This is a genomic window from Pseudoduganella sp. HUAS MS19 (assembly GCF_053615455.1).
The window spans coordinates 1,141,535-1,164,246 of sequence record NZ_CM132133.1; the positions used below are offsets into that span (position 1 = coordinate 1,141,535).

Consider the following 22,712-nt stretch of genomic DNA (forward strand, 5'->3'; position numbering starts at 1 on the left):
GGTTGAAGACTAAGCTGCGGAGTTTACAACATTTTCCAGCGGGCGGAAGCGCCCGCCGCGCCGGCCGGCGGCCTGTGCCGGAGGTCCGGCTGCGCATATTGGTATGTTAGAATGTTCATTTAATTGCAAGCAAAAGTCCGTCTGCCTGATGGTGCTGGCCGCATGGATAATTCACGGTCGGCGCCCCTGCGTTGAGCGGGGCCCGCACATGCGAATTGCCCGGCGGTTCCGACGCCCCTGATTCTGCTCCCGCGCGGTGTTACGGAATAAAGGCAGTCCCAAACCAATTCTTTGTAAGCTGGAGAGCGCATGTCCACGCCATATTGGATGCCGCGACCATGAATTCGTTGCCGCTGATTATCGATCTCGATGGCACCCTGATTCACACCGACATGCTGCACGAGTCAGCGATCAGGACTTTCCGCGACAAGCCCGCGGAAGTATTGCGCATTCCGTTCTTGCTTGCCCGTGGGAAAGCGGTGCTGAAGCGCCGCCTGGCCCAGCATGGTGGATTTGACGCTACCTCGTTGCCCTACAACACGGCACTGCTGGACTGGCTGCGCCAGCAGCGCAGCGATGGCCGCAAGCTGATCCTGTGCACCGCTTCCGACCAGTCCATCGCCAACGCCATTGCTGCCCACCTGGGCGTGTTCGACGAGGTAATGGCCAGCGACGGCGTGGTTAACCTGGCCGGGAAGAATAAGGCCGCCGCGCTGGTCGAGCGCTTTGGCCAGGCCGGTTACGACTATGCGGGCAATTCGCAGGCTGACCTGCCGGTGTGGCGCAGCGCGCGCCGCGCCGTGGTGGTCAACGCGCCGCCCGACCTTGCCCGGCGCGCAGCGGACTGCTGCGAGGTGGAGCGTTCCTTCGCGGCGCCCGGCGCCGGCTTCAGTGCCTGGCGCCGTGTGCTGCGCGTGCACCAGTGGCTGAAGAACCTGCTGCTGTTCGTGCCCTTGTTAGCGGCGCATGAGTTCACCGACCCGGCGCACTGGTTGCCGCTGGTGCTGGCCTTTATTGCGTTCAGCCTGTGCGCCTCCTCGGTGTATATCGCCAACGACCTGCTGGATCTGGAAAGCGACCGCCAGCATCCGCGCAAGCGCCACCGCCCGTTTGCCAGCGGGCAGGTGCCGGCCTGGCAGGGCGTGCTTTGTGCCCCATTGCTGCTGCTAGCGAGCGCGCTCGTCGCCTGGCAGGTGGGCGGCAGTTTCTTCTTCTGGCTGGCAGGATATTTCCTGGTGACCTGTGCCTACTCCTGGCTCCTTAAACGCCTGATGCTGGTCGACTGCCTGGCGCTGGCGATGCTGTACACGCTGCGCATTGTGGCTGGCGCGGCAGCGCTGGCCATGCCGCTGTCGTTCTGGCTGCTGGCGTTCTCGGTCTTCCTGTTCCTCTCGCTGGCCTTCGTCAAACGCTACGCCGAATTGCAGGTGCAAATCCTGAACGGCAAGAAAAAGGCGCATGGCCGCGGCTATTACACGACGGACGCACCGCTGATCCAGATGCTGGGCATCAGTTCGGGCTATGCGGCGGTGGTGGTGCTGGCCTTGTACCTGAACAGTGAGTCCGTGCTGATGTTGTACAGCTCGCCGGAGTTCATGTGGGGCGCCGTGCCAGTCATGCTGTTCTGGGTCAGCTGGATGTGGATGCAGGCGCACCGCGGCAATATGCACGACGACCCGCTGGTGTATGCGGTGAAGGATAAGGCCAGTTTGTTTGCCGGTGCCTGCTTCGCGCTGGTGCTGGCGGCAGGCTCGGCGGGATGGCCGTGGTAATGGTGTCCTCCTGGGGACGGCTGGGCCAGTGGGAGCACCAGGTGCGGGCCCTGGCCGGGCGCGCGCAGCTGGGGCGCCAGCTGCAGTGCGCGGTGCCAGGGCTGGCGCACGGCATGGGGCGCAGCTACGGCGACGTCTGCCTCAATCCCGGCGGCGTGCTGTGGCGCACCAGCGGCCTCGACCACTTCATCAGCTTTGACCACGATAGCGGCTTGCTGCATTGCGAAGCCGGCGTCCTCCTGCGCGATATCCAGCGCCTGGCGATTCCGCGCGGCTGGATGTTGCCGGTCACACCCGGTACCCAGATGGTGACGGTTGGCGGCGCCATCGCCAACGACGTGCACGGCAAAAACCATCACGCGCTGGGCTCCTTCGGCGACCATGTGCGCCGTATCGAATTATGGCGCACCGATGGCAGCCGCATTGCGTGCGGGCCGGACGAAAACCAGTCCTGGTTTGCCGCCACGGTCGGCGGCCTCGGCCTGACCGGCGTGATCGGCACTGCCGAGATCCAGTTGCGCCGGGTAGCCGGCCCCTGGCTGGAAACGGAAACCCTGCCGTATTCCAGCCTCGACGAATTCTTCCGGCTGGCCGATGCTTCCGAGGCCGGCTGGGAGCACACGGTGTCGTGGATCGACTGCCTGTCCGGCAACGGACGCGGCATCTTCCTGCGCGCTAACCACTGCGCCATCGAAGACCGCGCTGCGCCGCGTGCGCGTACCCGCACCATGCCGTTCGTGCCGCCGGTGTCGCTGGTCAACGGTCTGTCGCTGGCACCGTTCAACTTTGCCTATTTCAACCTGCAAAAGAGCCGCGCTGGCAAAGGCGTGGCGCATTACGAGAGCTATTTCTATCCTCTCGATAATTTGCAGGAGTGGAACCGCATGTATGGCCCTAAGGGCTTTTACCAATACCAGAGCGTGGTGCCGCGCGCTGCCGGACGGGCTGCGGTGCAGGCCATGCTGCAGGCGATCGGCGACAGCGGCGAGGGCTCCTTCCTGGCCGTGCTGAAGACCTTTGGCGAACGCCAGGCGCTTGGCATGTTGAGCTTTCCGCAGCCGGGCGTGACCCTGGCGCTGGATTTCCCGAACCGCGGCGAGCGTACGCTGCGCCTGTTTGAGCGGCTCGATGCCATCGTCGCCGAAGCCGGCGGCCGCATTTACATGGCCAAGGATGCCCGCATGCCGCGCGCACTGTTCGAGGCCGGTTATCCGCGCCTCGCCGAATTTTTGCAATTCCGCGACCCGGGCATCAGTTCCGCGATGTCGCGCCGCTTGATGGGGAATTAAGTGTCTGAAAATAGAAAGAGCATCGTAATCGTTGGCGCCACCTCGGCGATGGCCGAGCATTGCGCCCGCCTGTGGCTGGCTGGCCAGGCGCTTGACCTGACCCTGGTTGGCCGCAACCGTGAGAAAACGGAAGCCGTGGCGGCCGACCTGCGCGTACGCAGCCCGCAATCCGCCATCAAGGTCGTGGAAGCGAACTTCAGCGATCCGCAACAGATTCGCGCCACGGTGGATAGCATCGCAGCGGGCGGCCTGCCGGACATTGTGCTGATTGCGCACGGCTCGCTGCCTGACCAGCAGGCCTGCCAGGACGACCTGGCGCTGGCAGCTGAGGCGATGCAAGTGAACGGTATTTCGCCGGCCCTGTTTGCCGAAGCATTCGCCGGTCACATGCAGCGCGCCAAGCGCGGCACCCTGACCATCATCGGTTCGGTGGCGGGGGAACGCGGGCGCAAATCGAACTACGTCTACGGCGCCGCCAAGGGGCTGGTGACGCGCTACGCGGAAGGCTTGCAGCACCGCCTGGCGGGCAGCGGGGTCAAGGTGGTGCTGGTCAAGCCTGGGCCGACCGCCACGCCGATGACGGCGCACATGCCGCAACGGGGCATGGCCAGCGTGGAATCGGTTGCGGCGCAGATCGTTGCGGCCACGGCCAAGGGCCAGCCGGTCCTGTATACGCCAGGAAAATGGGCACTGATCATGCTGGTGATTGCCAATTTGCCGCGCGCTATTTTCAACCGGATGGATATATGAGCAGCAGCGCCGCGCCGCTGCGCACCACCGCGCCGCGCCAGTTCTTCGCATGCGTGGCGGCGCTGATGGTCGCGCTGGCGCTGTTCGGGGCGTCCCGCAATTACTCGCCGGTGCCGTTCTGGGACATGTGGGGGCCCTACCTGCAGCTGCTGGACATGGCAGCCGGCGGCGATTGGCATGTCTGGTGGGCGCAGCACAATGAACACCGCATCGTGCTGGCACGCCTGCTGTTCTGGGCCGACCTGCGCTGGTTCGACGGCGCCGGCTGGTTCCTGATCGCAGCCAATTGCACCTTGGTGCTGATGGCCGGTCTGCTGTTCTGGCGTATCCTGTGCGAGGTCGAGGTGGCGCCCGAGCGGGCCGCCGACAAGCAGGCGCTGGCCCTGTTCATTGCCGGCGCGCTGTGCTTCTGGAGCCAGCAGGAGAACCTGACCTGGGGCTTCCAGAGCCAGTTCATCCTCGCCCAGCTGGTGCCGCTCGCCGCCCTGTACGCGCTATACCGCTCGATCCAGGACGGGGCAGGGACATTCGTCCTGGCCTGCCTGCTGGGCATCCTGAGCGCCGGCACGATGGCGAACGGCGTGCTGGCCCTGCCGCTGATGACTGGCTACGCCGTGCTGACGCGCCAAGGCTGGCGGCGTGCCGGGAGCCTCGCGCTGCTCACTGCGCTGGTGCTGTTTGCCTACTTCCACGATTATTCAACGCCGGCCGGGCATAGCTCCCCGTTGCAGTCGCTGCGCGAGCATCCGCTGCAACTTACCCGTTACGTGCTCTATTACCTGGGCAGTCCTTTCCATTTTGCGTTCGGCAACAAAGGCTTGGGCCGCGTTGCGGCCACGCTGGGCGGGCTGTTCCTGATTGCCAGCGCGCTCCGCTTCGCCTGCCAATCCTGGCGCCAGCCGCGCCAATTCGCCCTGCCGCTGGCGCTGCTGTTCTTCATCGCCTACATCGTTGGCACGGCATGCGGCACGGCCGGCGGGCGCCTGATTTTCGGCCTGAGCCAGGCGCTGTCGCAGCGTTACACCACGCCAGCTTTGATGGCCTGGGCCGCCTTGCTGGTATTGTATGCGCCTGCGCTGCTGGCGCTGCAAGAGCGGCGCCGTCGCCGCGCCTGGGGCGGGCTGGTCGTGCTGGCCTTGCTGATGATGGTGTACCAGGTGCGCGCGCTGCGGCCCGATGCCGACGAACTGTTTGGCCGCACGGTTGCCGCACTGGCCGTTGAATTGCGCATCAAGGACCAGGCGGAAATCGGCCGGGTAGCGCCGAATACCGATATCGTTGCTTCCTCCGCGCTGGCGGCTGACAGGCAGCGCTCGGTGTTCGGACTGTATCCTTATCGTGGTGCACGGGCCAGCATGGGCAAGCAATTTGCGCCGATGGCGCTGCCGGCATGCAGGGGTGGCATCGAACTGGCTGAAACGGTCAAGGGCGACGAAGGCTTCCTGCGCGTGAGCGGCTGGCTGTACGAGCCCCTTGGCGATACGGTGCCCCAGGTGGTCCGCTTCCTGGATGCCGATGGCAGGCAGGTTGGCTATGCCTTGGGCGGCTGGGCCTGGAATGACGCGGCGGCTGCGCTGCACAAGGCGGCGCGCCAGTCCGGCTACCGCGGCTACCTGTCGGCCGGCCAGGCGGGACGCCTGACCTTGCGCGGCGAGGGGCCGGCCGGAGCGGCCTGTGAATTACACGTAAGTGCGCCGGCGACGCGGCCGGGCAAGATTATTGAGAAAGACAAGACATGACCAAGAAAATTCTGCTCCCGGGCGGGGCCGGGCTGGTTGGCCAGAACCTGGTGGCACGCCTGAAGGCGAAGGGCTACACGGATATCGTGGTGCTGGACAAGCACCGTCCCAACCTGGAAGTGCTGAAGCAGGTGCAACCGGACATCACGGTCGAATATGCCGACCTGGCCAGGCCGGGCGAGTGGCAGCGCCACTTCGCCGGTGCCGACGTGGTGGTGATGCTGCAAGCCCAGATCGGCGGCATCGATTACCAGGAATTCGTCGACAACAACGTCACCACCACGCGCCTGATCCTGGACGCGGTCAAGGCCAACAATGTGCCGCAGCTGGTGCATATCAGTTCCTCGGTGGTGATGTCGGTGGCCGACGATTTCTACACCAACTCCAAGAAGGAGCAGGAGAAGATGGTGCTGGAAAGCGGCATTCCATGCCCAATCCTGCGCCCGACCCTGATGTTCGGCTGGTTCGACCGCAAGCACCTGGGCTGGCTGTCGCGCTTCATGAAGAAAGTGCCGGTGTTCCCGATCCCGGGCCATGGCCGCTACATGCGCCAGCCGCTGTATGTGGGCGACTTCTGCAATGTGATCATCAGCTGCATCGAGAACAAGATCGACCACGGTATCTACAATATTTCCGGCCACGAGGAAGTCGATTACATCGATATCATCCGCCAGATCAAACGCACCACCGGCGCGCGCGCCATCATCGCCAAGATCCCGTACAAGCTGTTCTACGCCCTGATCTGGACCTGGAGCCTGTTCGACAAGAATCCACCGTTTACCACGCAGCAGCTGGCGGCCCTGAGCGCCAAGGATTCGTTCGAGGTGATCGACTGGCCGGGCATGTTCGGTGTGCCGTGCACGCCGTTTGCGAAGGCCATCGACGAGACGTTCAATCATCCGCAATACAGCAAAGTGATTCTGGAGTTTTAACACATGGGACAACGCATTGCAGTGCTGGGCGCCGGGCCAATGGGATTGGCGGTCGCCTACCAGCTGGCGCGCGACGGCCACCATCCAGTCGTGTTCGAGGCCGACGACCGGGTCGGCGGCATGGCCGCCGCCTTCGATTTCTCCGGGCTGTCGATTGAGCGCTACTACCATTTCCACTGTATTTCCGATACCGCGTTCCTGCGGGTGCTGGACGAGCTGGGCCTGCAGTCGAAAATGCACTGGGTCGCCACCAGGATGGGCTACTGGTACCAGAATCGCCTGCAGCCATGGGGCAATCCGGTCGCGCTGCTGAAGTTCCGCGGCCTGAGCTTGACCGCCAAATTCCGTTATGGCCTGCACGCCTTCCTGTCCACCAGGCGCAAGCGTGAGGACTGGCGGCCGCTCGATCACGTGGAAGCGACCGGATGGATTCGCCGCTGGGTCGGGGAAGAAGCCTGGGAAGTGCTGTGGCGCCGCCTGTTCGACTACAAATTCTACGATTACAGCAGCAACCTGTCGGCAGCCTGGATCTGGAGCCGCATCCGCCGCATCGGCACTTCGCGCGCCAGCCTGTTCGAGGAAAAGCTGGGCTATCTCGATGGCGGATCCGAAACCCTGCTCAACGCCATGCGCGACGATATCGTCAAGCACGGCGGCGAAGTGCGCCTGGGTACTCCGGCCAGCAGGGTCGTCATGGAACAGGACCAGGTGCGCGGCATTGAAGCCGGCGGCCGGTTCGAAGCCTTCGACAAGGTGGTCAGCACGATCCCGTTGCCTTACGTGCCGCGCGTGATGCCTGACTTGCCGCCTGCGCTGCTGGAAAAGTTCAAGGCGGTCAAGAACATCGCCGTCGTATGCGTGATCGCCAAGCTGCGCAAGGCCGTCACGGAGAACTTCTGGCTCAATACCAACGACCCGGACATGGATATCCCGGGCCTGGTCGAATACTCCAACCTGCGCCCGCTCGACGAGCACATCACCTATGTGCCGTTTTACATGCCGGGCGAACATCCGAAGTTTGCCGACCCGGACCAGGTATTCCTCGACAAGGTGCGCGGCTACCTGAAGAAGATCAATCCTGCGCTGCGTGACGAAGACTTCCTCGACATGCGCGCCAGCCGCTACCGCTACGCACAGCCGATCTGCGACCCGGGCTACCTGGACAAGCTGCCACCCGTGGCGCTGCCGGTGAAGGGCTTGTGGGTAGCCGACACCTCTTACTACTACCCCGAGGATCGCGGCATCTCCGAAAGTATCGACTTTGGCCGGAATATGGCGAAAATGGCGGCCCATGCTGAATAAGGAATTCCTGCGCTTTCTCATGGCCGGCGGCATCGCTGCCGGAGCCAATTTTGGCTCGCGTTTTGTGTTCAGCACCTTCCTGGACTACGCGCCGGCGGTTTTCTTTGCCTACCTGGTCGGCATGCTGGTCGCCTTTATCCTGATGCGCGGCCATGTGTTCAACGCGCAGGGCGGAGCGCTCGCTTCCCAGGCCGGCAAGTTCGTCGGCGTGAACGTGCTGGCAGTGCTCCAGACGCTGGCCATCAGTTTGTTGCTGGCCCGCTGGCTGCTGCCTTCGCTTGGCATCATCGCGCATGCGGAGGCGCTGGCGCACCTGGCTGGCGTGCTCGTGCCAGTGGTGACCAGCTATTTTGGCCATAAGTTCCTGACTTTCCGATGAGCGGGGCTGTAGCGCGCATCCGCTCCGCCCTGGGTGATCCCCGCATCATCCGGGCTGTCGTGCTGTTTGTCAGCGCCGGGGTGCTGCTCTACCTGAGCGCGATATTCTGGTTCGGCTGGCAAGATACTGCCACGGCACTGGCATCCCTGGGCCTGAACGTCTTGCTGCTGGGTGCAGTGCTGTCGTCGTCTTCTTACCTGTGGCGTTTTGGGCGCTGGGAATCTGCGCTGCGTTGCTTCGGCTACCGGGTGCCTGCATGGCGCCACCTCGCCATCTACCTGTCGGGACTCGGGTTGACCGCAACGCCGGGCAAGACGGGGGAGACTTTCCGTTCCGCCCTGTTGCTGCAGCAGGGCGTAAGGATTGCACACAGCCTTGCCGCCTTTATCGTTGACCGCGCCAGCGATGTCCTGGGGATGTGTTTGCTGGGCTTCGTGGCCGCCGGGGTGCTGGGACATGCGCTGGCCTGGGCATGGCTGCTGGCGTTTGCAGTGCTGCTGTCGGGCAGCTGCGTATTCGCCTGGTTCCTGCGGCATCCCCGCGCCGGTGCATGGTGGGGCTGGCTGGGCCGCGCCTGGCAACGCCTGCCGGTCAAGGGCGGGCAGGCGATCCTGGAGCACTGGGCCAGCGTGTGGAAGTTGCCGCGCGTTACGGCGTATTCCACCTTGGCGACGGTGGCGTATGGGACGCAGGCGCTGGTGTTTGCCTGGTTCTGCGATGCGGCAGGGACCGGGGTGCCGGTAGCCGCCTGCGTCCTGATCTTTGTGCAGGCGACCTTGTTCGGCGCAGCCAGCATGTCGCCGGGCGGGCTAGGCGCTATGGAGGCGGCCCTGGTGATTCAATTGACCGAGCACAGCGTAGACGGCAGTGTTGCCGTGTCGATTGCGATTGCCATTCGCCTGGTGACGCTCTGGCTGGGCATGGCGATTGGCGCCATGTGCCTGCTCATTTCCTCGCGTAAGGCGGCTGCCTAGCGCAGAAACAAAAACGCCACCCGAGGGTGGCGTTTTCACTTCTTATTCTTGGTGGCCCGGGGCGGAATCGAACCACCGACACAAGGATTTTCAGTCCTCTGCTCTACCAACTGAGCTACCAGGCCAAGGCGCGCAATTATAGCAGACCGGATTTCCTTTTGCCAAGCCCTCGGCCGAGCTTACAGCTTGAGCTGTTCCGGCGTATAAATATAGCGGGTGTATTTGCCGTCTCCCAGGTCACATACGCCTGCAGCCCACAAGCTGCCATCAAGCTTCTTGATAAATGAGCAGGAGCTGCCGGCCCAGGCGCCGGCAATTCCGGTAGCGACCTGGCGGAAGGAACCTCCGCTGGAACTGCCATCCCCGAACTGGCCTTGGCTGTTGCTGCCGCCTGCCCATAAAGTGCCGTCGGACTTCAGGGCCATTGCGTGATACATGCCTGCCGAAATACTGACAAAGCCGTCCCCGACCTTGGCGGGCGCACTGGCAGTCGGGGCGACGTTTCCTGACCATTGGGGTGCATTCCGCCCCCAGTTCCAAAGAGAGCCGTCTGACTTCAGTCCATACGCGGCATCGTAACTGGTGGCGATCGCGACATAGCCTTCTGCGATCTTGACCGGTTCAAAGGGATGATCCGAGATATTGCGGTTCCAGGTCCACAGCGAGCCGTCGCTCTTGAGTCCAAAGGAAGACCCTCCCGAGCCGCGCGCAATATCGGAAAACCCGGTGCTGATCCAGTGCGGCGTCGCTTCGGGGCCATAGGCGTTTGGCTGCAATTGGCTGCGCGCGCCCCAGACCCATATGCTGCCGTCCTTCTTCAGTGCTTCCGCGCTTTCGCCGCCGGTTGTGTACTCTCCTTTGACGACCACTTTGGCGAAGCCGGTGCCGATCTGTTTGGGTTCGGTATTCGGAACGAAGTTGCTGCTACCCAGGATGCCTTCGGAGTTCAACACGCCCCAGCTCCACAGCGTGCCGTCCTTCTTGATGGCCAGGGTGGCAAACGTGCTCACGGCAACATCCATGAAGTCATCGCCCACCTTGACCGGCGCGGGTTGCTGCGGGTTCCAGGTCCAGAGCGAACCATCCGATTTGATGGCAACGTAGCGCCAGGAGACATTGGCGACAAACGTTACAACTGCCTCCTGGTAGTCAACCGGGAAGCTGAGAAGTGGGGACTGGCTGCCAGCAGGCGCGTACACCGCTCCCTGCCGCAATCCAGGCTTGCCGGAAGGGGTGCAACTGAATTGCCGCTGCGTGCCGTCGCCGTTCGAAAGTTCGGTGATGTCGGCGCAGTCGGGTAGCGCGAACCTCATACCGCTCACCAGGTTCTTGCCGGTAACGCTGAAGGTGCTTGCCTTGCCGATGAAGGCACTTGCAGGCGAAACCGCGCTGACCACCGGTGCGGGAACTGCCGGCGCCGGTGGCGGGGATGGTGGCACCGGGGTGGTACCGCCACCGCCGCCACAAGCGCTCAGGGCCAGGATTGCACAGAGTGCAGCAGCGTGTTGAAATTGGCGCATTTTCGGAGGGAAAATTGCCAATAATAACAATTAATTGCATAAGGTGCAATCGCCCGCCCGGGTGTGGATGGCGTCAAGCGGACTTCGCTTGCGGCTGGGCTGGTAGGGTCATCACGGCGCGCGCTGGCGCGACTTCAGCGTGGTGCCGCTGGCGTCGAACAGCAGCACATGCTCGCCCATGCGCGGGCGGCCGTCGGCGCCGGGTGCCAGATGGGCTGGCGCTGTCGACTGGTACAGCCAGACCTCAGGTCCGCTGTCGAAGCGCCTGCTGAGCTGGGGCGGCCCGAGTGTTGCCAGTGCCGCCGAGCGGTCGCGCGGTGCGGCCGGGCTGGCCGGCGGCGGGTCGTCCATGTATTCGAAGCTCAGCAGGGTGTCGTCCGGCCACGAGCGGTCCCACACCGGCGCAAAGTAGCTGCGGTCCAATAACACCTGGCAATCGCAATAGGGCATTTCGGCCGCTGGCGGGTTGCCGGCATACAGCGCGTGGAAGGGCAGGGTAGCGCGCCGTTCGCCGGACTGGAGCGTGATGGCGAACAACGGCTTTTCGGTGAAGAACAAATAATTGCCGTGCGGGTCGTTGCATACCTTATCCGGACTGCGCAGGAATTCGTCGAGCCAGGCGAACAGGTGGGCATTGTTCGATACCAGCCCGGCCTCCATCCCGACCAGGCATTCCAGGCGCAGGTCGCCCAGGCGCCGCATGCCCTCCGGCACGCCGGGGCTGCGCACCTCGGCGCGCCATGTCATGGACAAGGTCTTGCGGTTGGCCAGCACGGCGGCATCTTCGCGCCACAGCAGTTCGTTGTAATCCAGCGTGAAGCTGTTGTCGGGGCCGGTCGCTACCGCCATGCTGCTGGTATCGCCCACCACCTTCAGCTTGATGCCTTGCATCTTGGTGCCCGGCTGGCGCGGCAAGAGGCGAAAGCGCAAGGAGGCCTGCGGCGCCAGCGCGTGCTCGCGCTTGAAGCGTTCCGCGCCCTGCAGCATCTTGCGGTAGGATTTGTCCACCGGCGAGCGGATATTGGGAACTTCCACCGTGGGCACCGACAAGGCCAGGGCCAGCAACAAAGTCGTTTTCCACATAATTGCAGATTGTGGCATTCTCCTGAGATCCTCGCACAATGAATGCGCGCAGCAGTGCGCCCCAGCTACTAATGATCAATGAAGCCCCAGCGCTTGAGAGTCTGTCAACCAGGTATCAACTTCTGGTTTCCAGCATCAGCGACTACGCGATCTACATGATGGATACCGAGGGCCGCGTCAGCAGCTGGAACGCGGGCGCGCAGCGCTTCAACGGTTTCAGCGAAAAGGAGATATTGGGCACGCACTTCTCGCGGTTTCATACGGCCGAAGACCAGCAGGCCGGGTTGGCCAAGCGTGCGCTTTCCACGGCCCTGAAAGACGGGCGCTTCGAATGCGAGGGCTGGCGCATGCGCAAGGACGGCTCGCTGTTCTGGGCCAGTGTCGTGATCGATCCGATCTACACGCCGGAAGGCGAGCATGTCGGCTTCGCCAACGTCACGCGCGACATCACGGAGCGCAAGCGCGTCATGGAAGCGCTGCGCGAGAGCGAGCAGAGTTTCCGCCTGCTGGTGCAAGGGGTGATCGACTATGCGATTTACATGCTGTCGCCGCAAGGCCTGATCACCAACTGGAACCAGGGCGGCCAGCGCATCAAGGGCTATGCGCCAGAGGAGGTGCTCGGCACCCACTACCGCCGCTTCTTCACGGAAGACGACAAAGCAGCCGGCGTACCGGAACGGGCGCTGGAAGTTGCTGCGCGCGAGGGACGCTATGAAAGCGAGGGCTGGCGGGTACGCAAGGATGGCACGCGATTCTGGGCCCACGCTGTCATCGATGCGCTGTATGACGACGATGGCGAACTGCTGGGTTTTGCCAAAGTCACGCGCGACAACACCGAGCAGCGCCAGGCGCAGGAATCGCTGGAACAGGCGCAGGCAGCCCTGTTCCAGGCGCAGAAAATGGAATCGATCGGGCAACTGACCGGCGGCGTGGCGCACGACTTCAACAACCTGCTGGCCGTGGTCTCGAACGGCATCGACATCCTGCGTACGGCGCCGCCGGAAGGCGCCAGCGTGCGCGTGCTGGACAGCATGCGCCGTGCCGTCGACCGTGGCGCCGCGCTGACGCAGCAATTGCTGGCCTTTGCACGCCAGCAGCCGCTGGAGCCCAGCGTGCAGCAATTGAACCGGCTGGTGCTTGGCTTTGAAGGGGTGCTGCGGCGTGCCGCCGGACCGCTGATGCGTTTCGAGATGGACCTCGATCCAAAATTGCGCCAGGCCTCGATCGATGAGGCGCGCTTCGAGGCTGCCTTGCTCAACCTGGTGGTGAACGCGCGCGATGCCATGCCGGAAGGAGGCACACTGGAAGTCACCACGCGCAACGTCAGGCTCGAAGCCAATCAGGCCGGCGCGCTGCCTGCCGGCGACTATGTGCGCGTGAGCGTTGCCGACACCGGCACCGGCATGAGCGAAGAAGTGCGCCGGCGCGCCTTCGAACCGTTCTACACCACCAAGGAGGTCGGCAAGGGTTCCGGCCTGGGCTTGAGCCAGGTGTACGGCTTTATCGTGCAATCGGGCGGCGGCGTGTCCATCGATACCGAAGAAGGAAAAGGCACCGCCATCAACCTCTTCCTGCCAGCCCTGGAGGAATCGGTGCCGGAGGAGCCGCCAACGCGCCCGGCGCGCGAGGAACGCGTGCTCATCGTGGAAGACGATCCGCTGGTAATGGAATCGGCGCGCGAGCTGTTCCAGGCCATGGGCTATGCCACCTTGCATGCCAGCGATGCGGCGGCCGCCTTGCGCGCGCTGCAGCGCGATAGCGAAGTCGATGTCCTGTTCAGCGACGTGATGATGCCGAACGGGATGACAGGTCTCGAACTGGCGCGCGAGGTACGCCAGCGCTACCCGCGCGTCAAGATCATCCTGGCGTCCGGTTTCCCGCAGTCGGACCAGGAGTTTTCCATCATCGGCAAGCCATACCGCCTGGCCGACCTGGCCCGCCAGCTGCGCACGGGCTGAGTTACACTCTACGACTTTGGCACAAGCCGTAGAGGAGATGATGAAAAAAATCGTACTAGGAGGACTGGCCATGCTGATGGCAGGCAGCGCCATGGCGGCGTCGGTGCAGGACGTGGCGGAGCGTTACCGCAAGCTGGTGCTGGCCATCGGCCAGCATGACGCCAGTTATGTGGATGCCTACTACGGCCCGCCGGAGCTGGAGCAGCAGGCCGCCAGGGAAAAGCAAAGTCTGGCATCGATCAAGGCCGGCGTGGTGGCCGCCCAGCGCGACATCGCGCAGCAGAAGGCCGGCGGCGCCGACGAGGCGCTGCGCATTGAATTCCTGTCCAAGCAGCTCAGGGCCATGCAGGCCCGCGTTGAAATGATGGAAGGCCGCAAGTTCACGTTCGACGAAGAGACCGCGCTACTGTACGACGCCGTGACCCCGCATCACGAGCGCGCTTACTACATGGCACTGGTGGCCCAGGTCGACAAGCTGCTGCCGGGCGAAGGCACCCTGCCGGAACGCCTGAAAGCCTTCCGCGCCAGGTTCGCGATCCCGAAGGACAAGCTCAAGCCCGTGTTCGATGCTGCCATTGCCGCCTGCCGCGAGCGCACCGCCGCCTTCATGGCGTTGCCGCAAAAGGAAAGCTTTGTGCTGGAATTCGTCAGCAACAAGCCCTGGTCCGGCTATAACTGGTACAAGGGCAATGCGCATAGCCTGATCCAGATTAATACCGAATTCCCGATCTACATCGAGCGCGCTGTCGACCTGGGCTGCCATGAAGGTTACCCGGGCCACCACGTCTACAACGCCATGCTGGAGCAGTCGCTGGTCAAGCAGCGCAACTGGGTCGAGTTCAGCGTCTATCCGCTGTATTCGCCGATGTCGCTGATTGCCGAGGGCAGCGCCAACTACGGCATCGAAATGGCGTTCACCGATGAAGAGCGCCTGGCGTTCGAGCAGAAGGTGCTCTACCCATTGGCGGGCCTGGAGCCGGCATTAGCGCCGCAATACGCCAAACTGATGAAGCTGCTGGGCAAGCTGAGCTACGCCGACAACGATGCAGCCCAGGCTTACCTGGAAGGGAAGTGGACGCGCGAGCAGACCATTGAGTGGCTGGTGAATGTGGCCCTGTACCCGCCGGAGAAATCGGCGCAGCGCCTGGCCTTCTATGACGCCAACCGCGGCTACGTCATCAACTACAACCTGGGCAAGGACATGGTCAAAGCCTGGGTGGAAAAGCACGTGACGGCCACCGATCCGCTCGCCGCCCGCAAACAGCGCTGGGAAGCGTTCAAGACATTGCTCTCGTCGCCACGCCTGGCCAGCGGCCTGCGCTGATCAGGCAGCCTTTTTCGAGCTCAGGCATTCTTTCATGAATGCCTTGCGCTCGTCGCCTTTCTTGCCGGCTGCGTCCGCGTTGCAGGCCTTCATCTTGTCCTGCTGCGTTACCGGCGCGGCAGGCTTCGCGCTCAGGCATTCCTTCATGAAGGCCTTGCGTTCGTCGCCCTTCTTGCCCTCGGCTTCCTTGTTGCAGGTCGTCATTTTGGATTGTTGGGCGTTCTTTGCCGGCGCCGGGTCCGCGGCGAATGCGGCGGAACAAGACAGGGCCAGGGCGGCAATGATCAGTTTTTTCATGGGGCTTCCTTCTAACAGTTGAGTTGGTCTTGCGGTAATAACTATACATAGATTTTTTGTCGATGTGGCCTATTCTCAAAGGACGCCGATGAGTTCAAACGGTGGTTTCTACTGGGGGTGAACATGGACAATAAGATGGTTTTCAGATCCGGGACTGCCTATGCCGGCCTGGCGCTGTTGCTCTTGACCGCCTGTGCGGGCACGGATCCCAAACTGGGTGGTGCGCCGACCATGGCTACCGGTTCCGCGGGCGGTGCCACGGCATCGAATGCCAACACGCAGTTGGAAAAATGTGACAAGCCGCTAGGCACGCTCGGTGTGGTGGAAGATACGGCCGCACCGTGGTACCACCGTCTGTCGCAATACAAGCTCGGCTCGACTGTACCTGTGCTGCGCATGATGATCCAGCAATCGAATTGCTTTGTCGTGGTTGAGCGTGGTGCGGCAATGGGCAAGCTGATGCAGGAGCGTGCCCTGGCTGCGTCAGGCGAAATGCGATCCGGCAGCAATTACGGCAAGGGCCAGATGGTGGCTGCCGATTACACCATGAGCCCGAGCATTACGTTCAGCCAGAAAGGGACGCAAGGCGTGGGCGGTGCCCTGGGTGGCTTGGGCTTGCTGGGCAGTGTGGCCGGGGTTGTTGCCGGCGGGCTGAAGGCGAATGAGGCTTCCACCACCTTGCTGATGGTGGATAACCGCTCCGGCATTCAGTTGGCTGCCGCGGAAGGCAGCGCCAAGAATTATGACTTCAATGTTGGCGGTGCATTGTTCGGCGGTGGCGGCTTCGGCGCGGCGGGCGGTTATTCCAATACGCCGGAAGGCAAGATCCTGATTGCCTCCTTCATGGATTCGTATAACCAGCTGGTGAAGGCGGTGCGGAATTACAAGGCGCAGGAGGTAGCCGGCGGCATGGGCACCGGCGGCGCGCTGGGCGTGCAGGGTGGTTCGACGCCGGCCTCCAAAGAGCTCGAGAAGAAGCCGGCCAAGAAGAAAAACTGATCCATGGCAGCGCAGGGAAGCGCCGGCGGGGCTTCCCGCTACGGCGTCCGGGCGGCTGCCCGGGCCTGCGCCAGGCTGTCGCGCGCGCTGTCCGATTGCGGGAACAGGCGCGTGTTCAGTTCGAAGAGCTTGACGGCTGCGCTGTTGCCGCGCGTTTCCAGCATCGCATAAGCGGTTTCATCGATACGCCGTTCCAGGCTTGCGCCATCGCGCGCCGCCAGCGCTTGCCACTGCTGCTGCAGCGCCTGGGCCTGGGCCGGCGTTGCCGCCGGCCGGCTGGCGTAATCGATCAACTGCTCCGATACCGCCTCCATGGCAAAGCGGGCCGGGTCGGTTGCCGCCATCAGGCTCTCGACCAGGGTGCGCGACCAGACGTTGTGCGCGCTGCCATTGGTGAGGTAGATGATGGTATAGCTGTCGCCACCTTGGCCGCCGTTGCGGTCGGGCCAAAGCAAACGCACGCGCGTCTTGGCGCCGCCGTCGTGCCCGACGAATTCATGGCCGCCGCTGCGGCCGAATTCCCAGCCTGAGGCGAACCTGCCATCTTGCCCGTTGGCCAGTTTCTGCGGCTGCCACAGCTTGCGCAGCGCTTCCTTGCCGACCAGTCCGCCGCCTGCCACGGCCTGGAGGAAGGCCGCCAGGTCGTCCACCGTGGTGAACAGCTCGGCATGGACATGGGCATAGTCCGGCCACTGGACCATAGCTTCGGGCTGCAACGTGCCGCCCTTGCCGATAAAGCTGCGCACGATGCGATGGCCGCTGGCGACGGCGCTGGCGCGGCCAAGATAAGTGTGCTGCAAACCCAGCTTGCCGATGATGCGTTCGTTGGCGATTTGCGTGTACGGCTTGCCGTAGCGCGCTTCCAGCAGGGCGGCAAGGAGCAGGAAATTGGTCTGGGTGTAACGCATGTTGCTGCCGGGCTCGAATGCCAGCGGCTGGTCGGCAATTGCGGCAAAGGCCGCCTGCAGGGTGGGCGCGAAGGCCGGCCCGGATGGGCTGCTGAGGTCGAAGTATTCCGGCAGACCCGAGCTATGGTTCAGGAAGTGGCGCAGTGGAATCTGCTGCCAGCGCAGGGGCAGGGTGGGAAGGTAGGCGCCGGCGGGCTTGTCCAGGTCCAGCTGGCCTGTTTCCACCAATTGCATCACCAGCACGCTGGCCAGCAGCTTGCTGATCGAGTACACGGGAAACAGCTCGTCGCGCCGGGCGCCGGCGACGTTGCGGAAAACGGTCTCGCCGTTGCGCGCCACCAGCACCGCCTGGCTGGCGATCACATAGCGCTGGGCATTGGCGGCCATCTTTTGTTCCAGCGCGCGCTCGAGCGGCGCCGCCTGGAGATTGCTTGCGAACAGGACACAGGCCAGGACCGTTGAGCGTAACAGCATCGCGCCTCCATGCTTGTTTAACAGGCAGGCAATGTAGCATGGAATTGCCGGCCAAACGGCCTATAGTGTAAGTAGCTCTTCGGAAGGGAGGTCGCCATGACCCGCAAATATATCGACTGCCGCGAATTTCCCAGCGATGCGCAATGCAGCGTCGCCATTTCGGCAGACAGCGAAGACGAGCTGCTGGAAGTCGCCGTCCAGCACGCCGTCTCGGTCCACAAGCACACGGATAGCCCTGAACTGCGCAGTGCCATTCGCGGCCTGATCCATGAGGGCATGCCGCCTGAACATGCCATGCCGCCAGGCGCCAGCACCGGCGCAGCCGAGGGCATCAGGCCGCATTAGGCCGCTTGCGCAGCGGGCCGGGTTTCCAGGTAGCGCAGCAGGTCACGCCCCAGCACGCGCAGGCGCGCCGTGTCGACCTGGCGTTTCTTGTAGGCGTCGTGGCTGGCCGGACCTTCCAGCGTCCGGCCATGGCTGGCCTTGTCCATCAGCTGGATTTCGTACTCGAAGAAAAAGCCGACGTCGTAGTCGGGACCGCTGGCTGCCGGGTCGTCCGGCGGCAGGTGGATCATCTTGCGCACCGTGACCTGGATGCTGTTGAAGCCGGTACCGCTGTGCGGGTTGTCGGCCCGCGTCTGCGGCGCTGCAATCTCCATCAGCTGGGCGTCCATCTTTTCCAGCAAGGCGGCCGGATAGCCGTCGGCGGCTTCCAGCATGCAGCGGTACTGGGTGAACACTTCCTTTGCCGCCTCCATGTCGAGCAGGGTATTGCGCGTGCGCTGCGAGTCGACATTGGTGACGGAGATGAGGTGGGCGCGCTGCAGGGTGCGCAAGGCAAGCAGGCATTCGAAGCGGGTGTTGAAGACCAGGCGCACGCCGAGGTGGTCGAAGATGTCGGCTGCCAGGTAGGCCGCCTTTTGCAACAGCTTGAGCAGGATACTGCCTCGGCTTTTATTGTTCTTGCGGTCAAAGTGCAGCAAGGGCAGGCAAACTTCGCCATCGCTCAAATAGTACTGGCCATCCTCCTCGCGGATCACTTCATCCAGGCTGGCAAACACTTGCTGGCGGATGGTGTTGAAATAGCGCAGTTTGAGGTTGTTATCGATGTAGAAGATGCCATGCATGACTTTGAGCACGGCGCACGACCACATGCGGCGCAATTCGACCTGCTCATTGCCGTGCAGCGAAGCGAAGACCAGCAAGTCCAGCGGATCGTCGGGCAGGCGTACTTCGGGCGGGATCAGGGCTGCCTGGCCCGGCGTCAGGAAGCTGCTGCAGATGAAGTCGAGCGCTTCGCCGTGGGCGCGCGCGATCACGTCGCGGGCGTGCGGGTTGTCGATGTCGAAGCCGTACTCACGCACGAACTGGTGGGCATCGTGCTTGTTGCGCAGCGCCAGTCCGCCAAGGTCGATTGCCGACACGCCGGAGGCGATGGCATTCAGATAGGTCCAGTTCAGGGAAAACTTGCCCTGGCACTTGAGTGAGGGATGCATGGAGGTGTCTTGTCTATTGTGCAACCGTCCAGTCTTTAAAGAAAGTATCGCAGGCGCGGGGCCCAGCCGCAAGCCGGGTGTTGTATCGAAATCGGCCTTGTGCCTTAGTAAAAAAATAATGTAAGATTTTCTTGGTGGTAACTTTAATAACGAATCAATACCTTTTCAGGAGCAACCGTGAGTAATCCATATTCCATGCCGCAATCCAAGCTGACCGAACGGGTCAGCGACGATACCTATATGCCGAAGTTCCTTTCCCTCAACGGCCGAATTGGCCGTGTCCGCTATTTTGCCTACGGCTTCCTGGCCGGCTTGCTGATGTTGCCGGTAATGTTCCTGACCATCGGCATGGGCGCCTTGTCGGGCATGATGGCCGACGCCGGGGCTGGTGGCGGCATGCTGGGCATGGTGATCGGTTATGGCCTGTACTTTGCAGTCACCATTATCCTCGCGCGCCGCCGCTTGCATGACATGGGCAAGTCGGGCTGGCTGAGCATCCTGGCGATCATTCCGCTGGTCCAGATTATCGTTGGCCTGTGGCTGCTGTTTGGCCCTGGCGACGAGGGCGCCAACGAATACGGTCCGGCACCGGCCAAAAACACCACGGGCGTGCTGATCCTGGCCTGGTCCATGCCGGTGATCATTGTCGTGGGCGGTATCCTGGCGGCGATTTCGATCCCTGCATACAAGGATTACACCGAGCGGGCGCGCGCAGCGCAGATGCAGGACAGCCAGTAACGGATGCACAACCCCTACGCCGCGCCGCAGGCAGGACTGGAACTGCCGTTTTCCCCTGCTGAAGCGGTGCGGCTGTTTTGCTGGAATGGGCGCATCGGGCGCCTGCATTTCGTCGCGTACAGCATGCTGGGCATTCCCGCGGCAATCCTGTACGCCTTCGCCGTGGCCATGGCCTTCGGGATACCGAGGGTGCGCCAGTATATTCCTGCCGAATCCACGGCCAGCGATACGGTGATCTTTTCCATCCCCCTGGTTTGCGTGCTGGCGATCGTGCTTGCGACGCGCCGGCGGCTGCACGATATCGATGTCAGCAGCTGGTGGGCGCTATTGCTGCTGTTCCCCATCTTCCAGCTCATCTTCCTGATCTACCTGCTCGTTGCCCCCGGCACGCCGGAAGCCAACCGGTTCGGCGCATTGCCGGCGCCGGCCGGCCTTGGCGTGAAGCTTGGCGCCGCATCAGGCTGCGCCTTGCTGTCCGCTCTTACAGCGCTCCGCTTTCTTTGATATCGAGGTAGCGGTTGAGCAGGGCGCCGGCCAGCTGGTCCGGCGCCACATCGACCAGGTGGCCGGAGCGCAGGCCGAGGCGGCGGATGGCTTCCTGGCGCTGCTGCAGGTAGTGCTCGCTGGAGGCCAGCCGCAAGGCATCGTCGAAGCTTTGCACCGGCGCCGTGCTGGCAGCATCCAGCGCGCGTTCGCGCAGGCTGGCGCACATCACCAGGTGGCGTGAGGACAGCAGGTCGACAGCCTGGCGCAAGGCCACATCATCTTCATCGCGCACGTTCGTCACCAGCACCACGAAGGCGCGCCGGTTCAGGCGATTCAGCAGGTCGTTGGCTGCGCGCAGGTAGTCGGGGGCAGCTTCGCCCGGCTGCAGGTCGTACACCCCGGCCAGCATGCGGTCCAGGCCAATGCGGCCCTTGGCCGGCTGCAGCCAGCGGTTGTCCACGCCAAAACTCATCAAGCCAACCGCATCGCCCTGCTTGCCCGCCACGAAGGCCAGCGTCAGCACGGCGTACAGCGCATGGTCGAAGTGGCTGGTATCGTCGTCGCGCGCCAGCATGCGGCGGCCGGTATCGAGCAGGAATACCACCTGCTGGTCGCGTTCGAGCTGGTACTCGCGGCTGATCGGCTTGCGGTGGCGCGCGGTGGCCTTCCAGTCGATCGAGCGCAGGCTGTCGCCGCGGCGGTATTCGCGCAACTGACGGAAATCCGTGCCTTCGCCGCGCTGGCGCTTGACCAGGGAGCCGGCAGTCGGTGCCTGGCGATCGGTCGCGCGCAGGGCCTGGCCCAGCAGGCGCGCCACGTCGGGGAAGACCTTTGCCGTCTGTTGCGGGCCGACGCGGTGCGTCGCCTGCCACAGGCCGAGCGGACCGGCCACGCGCAACCATGGCGTACCGAAGTTGCCGTCGCCCCGTTCCAGCGGCCGCACGCGGTAAGTTACGCTGGCAAATGCGCCCGGCGCCAGCCGCGTTGCGTGCGGCATGCCTTCCAGCTCCCAGGCCGTGGGGTAATCGTCGAACACATCGAGCCGCAGCGCGGCCTTGCCTTCGTTGTGCAGGACCAGGCGCACCTCGTGCCAGGCGCCGACCGGCAGCACGCCGGCCATGCTGCGTTCCGCGCGCAGGGCAGGGCGGCGGCGCGCCAGCAGGGCGTCGGCGCCCGCGGCCAGCAGCAGGGCGCCGCCCAGCACCTGCCAGGGCGCCTGCAGCACCGGCCACACGCTGGCCGGCACCCCCAGCGCGGTCAGGCCCAGCAGGGCCTGGAACATGCGGCGGGTTGGCTTCATCAGTTGCGCGGCGCGGCGACGGAGTCGATCAGGGCGGCCAGCACATCGTCGGCGCCCAGGCCATCGAGTTCGCTTTCCGGCGACAGGGCGATGCGGTGGCGCAGCACCGGCAGGCTGGCCCGCTTGATGTCGTCCGGGGTGGCGTAGTCGCGGCCTGCCATCAAGGCCATGGCGCGCGCCAGGCGGATCAGGGCGATGCTGCCGCGCGGGCCTGCGCCGACCGCCACGCCGGGCCATTGGCGCGTTGCGCGCACCATGCGCACGGCATAGTTGGCGACGGCCTCGTCGACGCGGATGCGGGCCACCAGCTGTTGCAGCGTGACCAGGACTTCCGGCTTGATGAGGGTGCGCACCTGCGCCACTTCCAGCGCGTCGCCGACGCGGTCCTGTGTCACGGCCAGCAGCATCTCGGTTTCTTCCTTCTCGCTTGGATAGGCAATGCGCGCCTTGATCAGGAAGCGGTCAAGCTGCGCTTCCGGCAGCGGGTAGGTGCCTTCGCTTTCCAGCGGATTCTGTGTGGCCAGCACCATGAAGGGCGCTTCCAGCGTGTGCGCTTCGCCTTCGATGGTGACCTGGCGCTCCTGCATGGCTTCCAGCAGGGCGGACTGGGTCTTGGCTGGAGCGCGGTTGATTTCATCGGCCAGCAGCAGGTGGGTGAATACCGGGCCTTTGCGGATGCTGAAGGTTTGCTGGCGCTGGTCGAACACGGCGTGGCCCATCACGTCGGCCGGCATCAGGTCCGGCGTGAACTGGATGCGCGAGAATTCGCCGGCAAAGGTCTTGGCCAGCGCCTTGACCAGGAGCGTCTTGCCCAGGCCGGGTACGCCTTCCAGCAGCACGTGGCCGCCGGCCAGGCAGCAGGCCAGCACCTGTTCTACCACGGCTTGCTGGCCGACGATGGCGCGGCCGATTTCCTCGCGCAGGCGCTGCACGATGTCGATCGCCTGCGCCAGGCGGTCGGCCGGAATGGCGTTGTTGGTTGGGATGGGCAT

The 22,712-nt window shown here is 63.8% G+C and carries 21 protein-coding genes and 1 tRNA gene; 14 read left to right on the plus strand and 8 right to left on the minus strand.

Features of this window, described 5'->3' with window-relative positions; all coding sequences use genetic code 11:
• Window positions 1-338: 338 nt before the first annotated feature.
• From ACWBU6_RS05285 to ACWBU6_RS05320, 8 genes are read left to right on the plus strand one after another with little or no spacing between them, the layout of a single operon-like run.
• Complete coding sequence (locus ACWBU6_RS05285; RefSeq protein WP_452647794.1) at window positions 339-1,772, plus strand: UbiA family prenyltransferase; 1,434 nt, start codon at window positions 339-341, stop codon at window positions 1,770-1,772.
• Window positions 1,766-3,061 carry an FAD-binding oxidoreductase gene (locus ACWBU6_RS05290; protein WP_452649529.1) on the plus strand — a complete coding sequence of 432 codons (1,296 nt, stop codon included), beginning with the start codon at window positions 1,766-1,768 and terminating at the stop codon, window positions 3,059-3,061. The genes ACWBU6_RS05285 and ACWBU6_RS05290 overlap by 7 nt, the downstream gene beginning before the upstream one ends.
• Entirely contained in the window at window positions 3,062-3,811 is a 750-nt protein-coding gene (locus ACWBU6_RS05295) for an SDR family NAD(P)-dependent oxidoreductase (RefSeq protein ID WP_452647795.1), read from the plus strand. It begins immediately after the preceding gene.
• A complete protein-coding gene (locus ACWBU6_RS05300; protein ID WP_452647796.1) occupies window positions 3,808-5,550 on the plus strand; it encodes a hypothetical protein in 1,743 nt (580 codons plus the stop codon). The genes ACWBU6_RS05295 and ACWBU6_RS05300 overlap by 4 nt, the downstream gene beginning before the upstream one ends.
• Window positions 5,547-6,482, plus strand: a complete 936-nt coding sequence (locus tag ACWBU6_RS05305) for an NAD-dependent epimerase/dehydratase family protein (protein ID WP_452647797.1) — start codon at window positions 5,547-5,549, stop codon at window positions 6,480-6,482. The genes ACWBU6_RS05300 and ACWBU6_RS05305 overlap by 4 nt, the downstream gene beginning before the upstream one ends.
• A 3-nt stretch (window positions 6,483-6,485) precedes the next feature.
• Window positions 6,486-7,784, plus strand: a complete 1,299-nt coding sequence (locus tag ACWBU6_RS05310; RefSeq protein ID WP_452647798.1) for an NAD(P)/FAD-dependent oxidoreductase — start codon at window positions 6,486-6,488, stop codon at window positions 7,782-7,784.
• Window positions 7,774-8,163, plus strand: a complete 390-nt coding sequence (locus ACWBU6_RS05315; RefSeq protein ID WP_452647799.1) for a GtrA family protein — start codon at window positions 7,774-7,776, stop codon at window positions 8,161-8,163. Before ACWBU6_RS05310 ends, ACWBU6_RS05315 begins: the two co-directional genes overlap by 11 nt.
• On the plus strand, window positions 8,160-9,137 hold the full coding sequence (locus ACWBU6_RS05320) for a lysylphosphatidylglycerol synthase transmembrane domain-containing protein (protein ID WP_452647800.1): 978 nt from the start codon (window positions 8,160-8,162) through the stop codon (window positions 9,135-9,137). The genes ACWBU6_RS05315 and ACWBU6_RS05320 overlap by 4 nt, the downstream gene beginning before the upstream one ends.
• Window positions 9,138-9,186: 49 nt before the next feature.
• Here ACWBU6_RS05320 and ACWBU6_RS05325 read toward each other — a convergent pair.
• The 3 genes from ACWBU6_RS05325 to ACWBU6_RS05335 all read right to left on the minus strand — a co-directional run bounded on the left by ACWBU6_RS05325 (window position 9,187) and on the right by ACWBU6_RS05335 (window position 11,758).
• A tRNA-Phe gene (locus ACWBU6_RS05325) sits at window positions 9,187-9,262 on the minus strand.
• A gap of 54 nt (window positions 9,263-9,316) precedes the next feature.
• Entirely contained in the window at window positions 9,317-10,657 is a 1,341-nt protein-coding gene (locus tag ACWBU6_RS05330; RefSeq protein ID WP_452647801.1) for an RCC1 domain-containing protein, read from the minus strand.
• Between the two features lie 111 nt (window positions 10,658-10,768).
• Window positions 10,769-11,758 (minus strand): hypothetical protein, encoded by a 990-nt coding sequence (locus ACWBU6_RS05335; protein WP_452647802.1) that lies wholly within the window; start codon window positions 11,756-11,758, stop codon window positions 10,769-10,771.
• Between the two features lie 53 nt (window positions 11,759-11,811).
• Here ACWBU6_RS05335 and ACWBU6_RS05340 point away from each other — a divergent pair, with 53 nt between their 5' ends.
• Both ACWBU6_RS05340 and ACWBU6_RS05345 read left to right on the plus strand, forming a co-directional pair.
• Window positions 11,812-13,698: a PAS domain S-box protein gene (locus ACWBU6_RS05340; RefSeq protein WP_452647803.1), complete on the plus strand. Its 1,887-nt coding sequence runs from the start codon at window positions 11,812-11,814 to the stop codon at window positions 13,696-13,698.
• Between the two features lie 37 nt (window positions 13,699-13,735).
• A complete protein-coding gene (locus ACWBU6_RS05345) occupies window positions 13,736-15,022 on the plus strand; it encodes a hypothetical protein (RefSeq protein ID WP_452647804.1) in 1,287 nt (428 codons plus the stop codon).
• On the opposite strand, the gene ACWBU6_RS05350 is transcribed toward ACWBU6_RS05345, so the two are convergent.
• Complete coding sequence (locus ACWBU6_RS05350; RefSeq protein WP_452647805.1) at window positions 15,023-15,319, minus strand: PsiF family protein; 297 nt, start codon at window positions 15,317-15,319, stop codon at window positions 15,023-15,025. It abuts the gene before it with no gap.
• Window positions 15,320-15,454: 135 nt separating this feature from the next.
• On the opposite strand from ACWBU6_RS05350, the gene ACWBU6_RS05355 reads away from it, so the two are divergent.
• Entirely contained in the window at window positions 15,455-16,318 is an 864-nt protein-coding gene (locus ACWBU6_RS05355; RefSeq protein ID WP_452647806.1) for a CsgG/HfaB family protein, read from the plus strand.
• Window positions 16,319-16,356: 38 nt separating this feature from the next.
• Here ACWBU6_RS05355 and ACWBU6_RS05360 read toward each other — a convergent pair whose 3' ends face one another.
• Window positions 16,357-17,700 carry a serine hydrolase domain-containing protein gene (locus ACWBU6_RS05360; RefSeq protein WP_452647807.1) on the minus strand — a complete coding sequence of 448 codons (1,344 nt, stop codon included), beginning with the start codon at window positions 17,698-17,700 and terminating at the stop codon, window positions 16,357-16,359.
• 96 nt (window positions 17,701-17,796) lie between these two features.
• Here ACWBU6_RS05360 and ACWBU6_RS05365 point away from each other — a divergent pair, with 96 nt between their 5' ends.
• Complete coding sequence (locus ACWBU6_RS05365; protein WP_452647808.1) at window positions 17,797-18,045, plus strand: DUF1059 domain-containing protein; 249 nt, start codon at window positions 17,797-17,799, stop codon at window positions 18,043-18,045.
• On the opposite strand, the gene ACWBU6_RS05370 is transcribed toward ACWBU6_RS05365, so the two are convergent.
• On the minus strand, window positions 18,042-19,196 hold the full coding sequence (locus ACWBU6_RS05370) for a TIGR04552 family protein (RefSeq protein WP_452647809.1): 1,155 nt from the start codon (window positions 19,194-19,196) through the stop codon (window positions 18,042-18,044). The genes ACWBU6_RS05365 and ACWBU6_RS05370 overlap by 4 nt on opposite strands.
• A gap of 177 nt (window positions 19,197-19,373) precedes the next feature.
• On the opposite strand from ACWBU6_RS05370, the gene ACWBU6_RS05375 reads away from it, so the two are divergent.
• Together ACWBU6_RS05375 and ACWBU6_RS05380 are read left to right on the plus strand one after the other, a co-directional pair.
• The gene (locus ACWBU6_RS05375; protein ID WP_452647810.1) at window positions 19,374-19,934 is read left to right on the plus strand and encodes a DUF805 domain-containing protein; all 561 of its coding nucleotides are present in this window, start codon (window positions 19,374-19,376) and stop codon (window positions 19,932-19,934) included.
• A gap of 3 nt (window positions 19,935-19,937) precedes the next feature.
• Window positions 19,938-20,438, plus strand: a complete 501-nt coding sequence (locus tag ACWBU6_RS05380; RefSeq protein WP_452647811.1) for a DUF805 domain-containing protein — start codon at window positions 19,938-19,940, stop codon at window positions 20,436-20,438.
• On the opposite strand, the gene ACWBU6_RS05385 is transcribed toward ACWBU6_RS05380, so the two are convergent.
• Window positions 20,416-21,720, minus strand: a complete 1,305-nt coding sequence (locus ACWBU6_RS05385) for a DUF58 domain-containing protein (RefSeq protein WP_452647812.1) — start codon at window positions 21,718-21,720, stop codon at window positions 20,416-20,418. The two genes, ACWBU6_RS05380 and ACWBU6_RS05385, sit on opposite strands and share 23 nt — an antisense overlap.
• On the minus strand, window positions 21,720-22,712 hold the full coding sequence (locus ACWBU6_RS05390) for an AAA family ATPase (protein WP_452647813.1): 993 nt from the start codon (window positions 22,710-22,712) through the stop codon (window positions 21,720-21,722). The genes ACWBU6_RS05385 and ACWBU6_RS05390 overlap by 1 nt, the downstream gene beginning before the upstream one ends.